The organism is Amycolatopsis speibonae (assembly GCF_042647925.1).
GTDB classification, from domain to species: domain Bacteria; phylum Actinomycetota; class Actinomycetes; order Mycobacteriales; family Pseudonocardiaceae; genus Amycolatopsis; species Amycolatopsis speibonae.
The window spans coordinates 232,494-239,261 of record NZ_JBHRWK010000024.1; the positions used below are offsets into that span (position 1 = coordinate 232,494).

7 protein-coding genes are annotated in these 6,768 nt (G+C 69.6%); 6 read left to right on the forward strand and 1 reads right to left on the reverse strand.

Annotated elements, in window-relative coordinates:
* Nucleotides 1-50 precede the first annotated feature (50 nt).
* Entirely contained in the window at nt 51-1,292 is a 1,242-nt protein-coding gene (locus ACFOSH_RS18555) for a family 16 glycosylhydrolase (RefSeq protein WP_378240196.1), read from the forward strand.
* Nucleotides 1,293-1,346: 54 nt separating this feature from the next.
* Here ACFOSH_RS18555 and ACFOSH_RS18560 read toward each other — a convergent pair whose 3' ends face one another.
* A complete protein-coding gene (locus ACFOSH_RS18560) occupies nt 1,347-2,009 on the reverse strand; it encodes a GntR family transcriptional regulator (protein WP_378240212.1) in 663 nt (220 codons plus the stop codon).
* Between the two features lie 191 nt (nt 2,010-2,200).
* Here ACFOSH_RS18560 and ACFOSH_RS18565 point away from each other — a divergent pair, with 191 nt between their 5' ends.
* From ACFOSH_RS18565 to ACFOSH_RS18585, 5 genes are read left to right on the forward strand one after another with little or no spacing between them, the layout of a single operon-like run.
* Nucleotides 2,201-3,448, forward strand: coding sequence for an MFS transporter (locus ACFOSH_RS18565; protein ID WP_378240197.1), 1,248 nt, complete (start codon nt 2,201-2,203; stop codon nt 3,446-3,448).
* A 26-nt stretch (nt 3,449-3,474) separates the two neighbouring features.
* Complete coding sequence (locus tag ACFOSH_RS18570; protein ID WP_378240198.1) at nt 3,475-4,269, forward strand: putative hydro-lyase; 795 nt, start codon at nt 3,475-3,477, stop codon at nt 4,267-4,269.
* Nucleotides 4,270-4,283: 14 nt separating this feature from the next.
* A complete protein-coding gene (locus ACFOSH_RS18575; RefSeq protein ID WP_378240213.1) occupies nt 4,284-5,042 on the forward strand; it encodes a LamB/YcsF family protein in 759 nt (252 codons plus the stop codon).
* Nucleotides 5,042-5,647: a 5-oxoprolinase subunit B family protein gene (locus tag ACFOSH_RS18580; protein ID WP_378240200.1), complete on the forward strand. Its 606-nt coding sequence runs from the start codon at nt 5,042-5,044 to the stop codon at nt 5,645-5,647. The genes ACFOSH_RS18575 and ACFOSH_RS18580 overlap by 1 nt, the downstream gene beginning before the upstream one ends.
* Nucleotides 5,644-6,528 (forward strand): 5-oxoprolinase subunit C family protein, encoded by an 885-nt coding sequence (locus tag ACFOSH_RS18585; RefSeq protein WP_378240201.1) that lies wholly within the window; start codon nt 5,644-5,646, stop codon nt 6,526-6,528. Before ACFOSH_RS18580 ends, ACFOSH_RS18585 begins: the two co-directional genes overlap by 4 nt.
* Nucleotides 6,529-6,768 lie beyond the last annotated feature (240 nt).

Sequence of the window (6,768 nt, forward strand, 5' to 3'; positions counted from 1 at the left end):
CCCGCGCGCCCTGCCGCGTGGGGTCCCCAACGGTCAGAGAGGCGACAACGATGTCCATCTCTTCACGCTTCCGCGGCGTTGTTCAAAGGAGTGCGGCGCTCCTCGCCGCCGGTGTCCTGCTCGGCGCACTACCGGCGACCGCCCAAGCCCCTGCTTCCGAAGCCGCGGTGATGGCCGCGACCTTCACCGACGACTTCAACGGCGCCGCCGGCGCGGGTATCGACACCTCGAAGTGGCATTTCGAAACCGGCGACAACGTGAACAACCACGAGCGGCAGTGGTACACGTCCGGGACGGACAACGCGGCGCTCGACGGCCAGGGCAACCTGGTCATCACCGCGAAGAAGGAGAACCCGGGCAACTACAACTGCTGGTACGGGCGCTGCGAGTACACCTCCGCCCGCCTGTCCACGCAGGGTCAGTTCACCCAGACCTACGGCCGGTTCGAAGCGCGGATGAAACTGCCGCGCGGACAGGGGATGTGGCCCGCGTTCTGGATGCTCGGCGCCGACATCGGCAACGTCGGCTGGCCCAACAGCGGCGAGATCGACATCATGGAGAACGTCGGCTTCGAGCCGAACACGGTGCACGGCACCCTCCACGGCCCCGGTTACTCCGGCGCCGGCGGCATCGGCGCGGGCTACAACGGCCCGAACTTCTCCGACGACTTCCACACCTACGCCGTCGACTGGGCACCGAACCAGATCAAGTGGTACGTGGACGGGAACCTCTACCAGACCCGCACCCCCGCCGACCTCAACGGCAACCGCTGGGTCTTCGACCACCCCTTCTACCTGATCCTGAACCTCGCCGTCGGCGGCTACTGGCCGGGTGACCCGAACTCCAGCACCGTCTTCCCGCAGCGTCTCGTGGTCGACTACGTGCACGTCAACTCCAGCAACACGGCCGGGAACACCGGGCGGATCACCGGCATCGGCGGCAAATGCGTCGACGTCGCGGCCGCGAACAGCTCCGACGGCACCCCGATCCAGATCACCGACTGCAACGGCAACGCCGCGCAGAACTGGACCGTCGGAAGCGACGGCACGATCCGCGCGCTCGGCAAGTGCCTGGACGTCTCCGGCGGCGGGACCGCGGACGGCACGGCCGTGCAACTGTGGGGCTGCAACGGATCCGGCGCGCAGAAGTGGGCGGTCAGCGGCGCGCGCGACATCGTGAACCCGCAGGCGAACAAGTGCCTCGACGCCGCCGGGAACAGCTCGGCGAACGGGACCAGGCTCCAGATCTGGACCTGCGGCGGTGGCGCGAACCAGAAGTGGACGACCCCTTAAAACCCTCGCGTTTCGTCCCCTGAACGCGGTAGTTCGCACCCTGAACTACCGCGTTTAGTCCTCTGGATGCGTTTGGGCGCGTTCGGCGTAGGCTTCGACGAGCTGGTTTTCGGCGTCGGTGAGGTACTGCACGAGGAGCTTTTCGGCGCCCATGCCGTCGCCGGCCTCGATGCGCTCGAGGATCTCCGCGTTGCGCTTGAGGTACGGCTCGTGGAAGCGCCGGGGGTCGGCCATCATGTGGAACACCAGCCGCAGCTCGGCGAGGATGCCGCGCATCAGCTCGTCGATCCGTTCGCTTTCGCCGAGTCCCGCGAGCGCCGAGTGGAACCGGATGTTCGCGGTACCGAGGTCCTGCCAGCGCTCACTCCGCTCGGCGAGCCTGCCGTCCTCGACCATCCGCGCGAGCTTCGCGTAAGTCGGCGGCTTCTCCGTCACCGCTCGCACCGCCGAGCACTCGACGACCTTGCGCACCTTGTAGAGGTCGACGACGTCCTCGACCGACAGCATCCGCACGAAGACGCCGCGGTTGAGCTCATGGGTCAGCAGCCGTTCGTGCGTGAGCAGCCGGAACGCCTCGCGCAGCGTGTTCCGGGAGACGCCGAGCGCCGAGCCGATGTCCTGTTCCGACAGCCGCACGCCGGGCAGGAAGAACCCTTCCGCGATGCGCGTGCGGAGGACGCCCGCGACCCGCTCGGCGGTACTGGTGCGGCTGATCATGTCTCGGTCCGCTTCGAGTCCTCGCACCGCTGCAGGACCACCCTCCGCGATCGTCACGTGACCGATCCTACCTACGCACAAGAGGTCAAGCCAGGGATCCCCTTGTGGAATTGTTGAACAATACCTACAGTGCTGTAACTGGCTAACCGTGTGACCCATGCCACGATGAGATCCACCCTCTGGAGGTGCCGATGGACGCGACAGCCACCACCGAAGAAGACACACGTCCCTTCGCCTGGTTCCGCACGCTCGGTTCGCGAGGCCGCCGGGCCTTCGTCGGCGCGTTCGGCGGGTACGGGCTCGATTCGTTCGACTACCAGACCCTGCCGCTGGGCTTGGCCGCGATCACCGCCTACTACGGACTCTCCGGCGGCGAGGCCGGCCTGCTCGGCACGACGACGCTGGTGGTCTCGGCGATCGGCGGCATCGGCGCGGGTGTCCTGGCCGACCGCATCGGCCGCGTGCGCACCCTCCAGATCACCATCGCGATGTACACGGTCTTCACCGTGCTCTGCGGGTTCGCGCCGAACTTCGAGACGCTCCTGATCTTCCGCGCCCTGCAGGGTCTCGGCTTCGGCGGCGAGTGGGCCGCCGGCGCCGCGCTGGTGGCGGAGTACTCGCAGGCGCGCTACCGCGGCCGGACGGTCGCCTTCGTCCAGAGCGCCTGGGCGGTCGGCTGGGCACTGTCGGTCGTCGTCTACACGGTGGTCTTCAGCCTGTTCAGCCCGGACGTCGCGTGGCGCGTGATGTTCTGGACCGGTGTCATCCCGGCCCTGCTGGTGCTGTGGGTCCGGCGGAACGTCCAGGACGCGCCCGTCGCGCAGGCCGCCCGTGCGGAGAAGAAGGAACGTGGTTCGTTCAAGGGCATCTTCAAGCCGGACCTGCTGCGCACGACGCTCTTCGCCGCGCTGCTCGCCACCGGTGTCCAGGGCGGTTACTACACGCTCGCGACCTGGCTGCCGAGTTACCTCAAGACCACCCGCGGCCTCACCGTCATCGGGACCGGCGGCTATCTCGCGTTCCTGATCTCCGGTGCCTTCATCGGCTACATCACCGGCGGCTATCTCACGGACATCTTGGGACGCAAGAAGACGTTCCTGCTGTTCTCGGTGCTGTCGGCGGGTCTCATCATCGCCTACACGCAGATCCCGGCGGGCGCGAACACGCTCGTGCTGTTCCTCGGCTTCCCGCTCGGGTTCTCGATGTCCGCGATCTTCAGCGGGTTCGGCGCTTTCCTCGCGGAGCTGTACCCCTCAGCGCTGCGTGCGACCGGGCAGGGCTTCACCTACAACCTCGGCCGGGCCATCGGCGCGACCTTCCCCGCCGTGGTCGGTTTCCTCGGCGCGGGCGGCGCGATGGTGTTCGGCGCGGTCGGCTACGGCATCGCCGTGCTGGCACTGCTCGGCCTGCCCGAGACTCGCGGCCGCGAACTCCTGTAGCGACAATCGGAAGAGGAGGCATCGCGATGACCACTTTCGACGAACCGGCGACGTTGTCCCCCCGCGAGGCCCGCGCCCTGTTCCGCGCGGGCGCGGCCCGCCCGACCACCGGCTGGGCGAACGGGTTCACCCAGACCAACCTGATCGCCGTCCCCGAGGACTGGGCCTACGACGTCCTGCTGTTCTGTCAGCGGAATCCGCAGCCCTGCCCGGTGCTCGACGTCAGCGATCCCGGCGACCCGTCGACACGGCTGGCGCCCGGCGCGGATCTGCGCACCGACCTGCCGCGCTACCGCGTCTGGCAGAACGGCGCGCTGTCCGGTGAGGTCCCGGACGCGAGCGGGTTGTGGCGCAGCGACATGGTCTCGTTCTCGATCGGCTGCAGCTTCACCTTCGAATCGGCGCTGGCCGCCGAAGGCATCCCGCTGCGGCACGTCGACCAGGGCCGCAACGTGGCGATGTACGTGACGAACCGCGAGTGCGTCCCGGCCGGGCGGCTGCACGGGCCGATGGTGGTCTCGATGCGGCAGATCCCCGAAGACCGCGTCGACGACGCCGTGCGCGTCACCCGCGGGATGCCCGCCGTGCACGGGGCGCCCGTGCACATCGGCGACCCGGCCGCGCTCGGCATCGCCGATCTCGGCAAGCCCGATTTCGGCGATCCGGTCGACGCGGAACCCGGTGACGTGCCGGTGTTCTGGGCGTGCGGCGTGACCCCGCAAGCGGCGCTGATGGCCTCGCGGCCGCCGTTCGCGATCACGCACGCGCCGGGCTACATGTTCGTGACCGACAAACTCGACACCGAGTTCAAGGTGGCTTGATGGATCTCAACGGTATGGACCTCAACAGTGATCTCGGCGAGGGTTTCGGCGCCTGGAAAATGGGCGACGACGACGCCATGCTCGACATCGTCACCAGCGCGAACGTCGCGTGCGGGTTCCACGCCGGCGACCCGTCGGTGATGCGGCGCGTCTGCGAACGCGCGGGGATGCGGGGCGTCGTCATCGGCGCCCACGTCGCCTACCGCGATCTCGCCGGGTTCGGGCGGCGGGCGATGGACGTCGCCCCCGACGACCTGGCCGACGACGTGCTCTACCAGATCGGCGCGCTCGACGCTTTCGCCCGCGCGGCGGGGACACGGGTGCGGTACGTCAAGCCGCACGGGGCGTTGTACAACACCGCCGCGGTGGATCCGGAGCAGGCGGCCGCGGTGGCCGAGGCGATCCGGCGGTTCCATCCCACGCTCGCACTGCTGTGCCCGCCGGGGTCGGAAATGGCCAAGCAAGCCGAAAAGGCCGGGTTCCCCGCGTACGCCGAAGCCTTCGCTGACCGCGCCTACACGCCGGAAGGCCTTCTGGTCTCCCGGAAACTGCCGGGCGCCGTGCTCCACGACGCCGACGAGGTCGCCGACCGGGCGGTCACGATGGCGGCCACCGGCAAGGTCGTCGCCATCGACGGGACCGAGCTGGCCCTTCGGCCGAACTCGCTCTGCGTGCACGGCGACACCCCCGGCGCCGTCGAACTGGCGCGACGGATCCGCGCGGGGCTCAGCGCGTCCGGTGTCCACATCGGATCCTTCCTGGAGGCCGCGTGATGCGGGTTCTGCCCTACGGGGCGCGTGCGGCCATGATCGACTTCGACGACCCGTCGGAGGTGCTCGGGCTGCACGCGTCACTGGAGCAGGACCCGCCGGACGGCGTCATCGAACTGGTCCCGGCCGCGCGGACCCTGCTCATCCGGTTCGACCCGGGCCGGACCCACCACGACCGGCTCGCCGGCGACGTCCTCGATCGGTCCACAGTGGACGTCGCGCCACGCGAAGCCGCCGAGATCGTCGTCCCGGTGCGCTACGACGGCCCGGATCTGGCCGACGTCGCGGCCGCCACCGGCATGTCGGCGGAGGCCGTCGTCCGGCGCCACGAAGACGGCACCTACGTCTCGGCGTTCTGCGGCTTCGCACCGGGTTTCGCCTACCTGACCGGCCTCGACCCCGCACTGCACCTGCCGCGCCGGACGAGCCCGCGCACCCGGGTGCCCGCCGGCTCGGTCGCGATCGCGGGTGAGTACACGGCGGTGTACCCGAACGCCTCCCCCGGTGGCTGGCAGCTGATCGGGCGGACCACGCTGCCGGTGTGGGACGTCGAACGCGAGCCGCCGAACCTGCTGGCGCCGGGAACGCGGATCCGGTTCACTTCATGACCGCGAAGATCGAAGTGGTCCGCCCCGGCGTTTTCGCCACCGTGCAGGATCTCGGGCGCCCCGGCCTGGCCGCGATCGGCGTCGGCCGGTCCGGTGCCGCCGACCGCGGTTCGCTGCGGCTGGCGAACCGGCTGGTCGGGAACCCCGAGAGCCACGCCGCCCTGGAGGCCGTCCTGGGCGGCCTGGTCCTGCGATTCTCGGCGCCGACGACCGTCGCCGTCACCGGCGCGCCGTGCCCGATCACCGTCGGGACGCGGGCTGCCGGGATGCGTGCCGTCGGCCCCGACTCGCCGATTCCGGTGGGCCCCGGCGACGAACTCGTTCTCGGTACGGCCTCCCAAGGTCTGCGGTGTTATGTCGCGGTGCGTGGCGGCATCGACGTCCCTCCTGTGCTTGGTGCGCGGGCGACGGACACCCTCGGCAAGCTCGGTCCGCTCGCACTCTCGGCCGGGATGACCTTGCCGGTGGGGCAGCGGGTGCTGGCCCACCCTGGGGTGGATCTCGCCCCTCGTGCTCCGCTGCCCGATGTGCCGATTCTGCGGGTCACTCCGGGACCTCGGGTTCCGTGGTTCGTTCCCGGCGCACTGTCCACTTTGGTCTCTTCTGGTTACGTCGCCACCGCCGATGTCGATCGGGTGGGCGTGCGACTCGATGGCCCCGTGCTCTCGCGGGCGCGAGACGGCGAGTTGCCGCCCGAGGCCGCTGTGCCCGGCGCGCTGCAGGTTCCTCCTTCGGGGCAGCCGATCCTTTTCCTCGCCGACCATCCGGTGACCGGGGGCTATCCGGTGATCGCGGTGGTGGCGGAAGCGGATCTGGATCTGGCCGCTCAGGTGCGGCCGGGGCAACGGGTGCGGTTCCGGCTCGTTGGGCTGCGCAAGTAGTCGACTACTTGCGGGGGCGGTGAATTCGGGCAGGCCGTCTTGGCGAAAGCTTTCGCAACACCCCTCCCCATCAGGCCGCGCCGGGCCGGGGTGGTCGTGACCGGTCCGGTCACGCGGGACCGCGTGGATTTCTGCGCATCCAACGATGCTGTTGGTTTTCTCTGGTCAGGCGGCTGGGGTGAGGGAGAGGTGGCGGACTGGGCTGGTTCGTGTGGTGGCGCGTAGGGTTCCGATGAGCCA

Coding starts and splice junctions, on each gene's coding strand:
- ACFOSH_RS18565 (WP_378240197.1), top strand. CDS start 2,201: ATGGACGCGACAGCCACCACCGAAGAAGACACACGTCCCTTCGCCTGG.
- ACFOSH_RS18570 (WP_378240198.1), top strand. CDS start 3,475: ATGACCACTTTCGACGAACCGGCGACGTTGTCCCCCCGCGAGGCCCGC.
- ACFOSH_RS18580 (WP_378240200.1), top strand. CDS start 5,042: ATGCGGGTTCTGCCCTACGGGGCGCGTGCGGCCATGATCGACTTCGAC.
- ACFOSH_RS18560 (WP_378240212.1), bottom strand. CDS start 2,009: ATGATCAGCCGCACCAGTACCGCCGAGCGGGTCGCGGGCGTCCTCCGC.
- ACFOSH_RS18575 (WP_378240213.1), top strand. CDS start 4,284: ATGGACCTCAACAGTGATCTCGGCGAGGGTTTCGGCGCCTGGAAAATG.
- ACFOSH_RS18585 (WP_378240201.1), top strand. CDS start 5,644: ATGACCGCGAAGATCGAAGTGGTCCGCCCCGGCGTTTTCGCCACCGTG.
- ACFOSH_RS18555 (WP_378240196.1), top strand. CDS start 51: ATGTCCATCTCTTCACGCTTCCGCGGCGTTGTTCAAAGGAGTGCGGCG.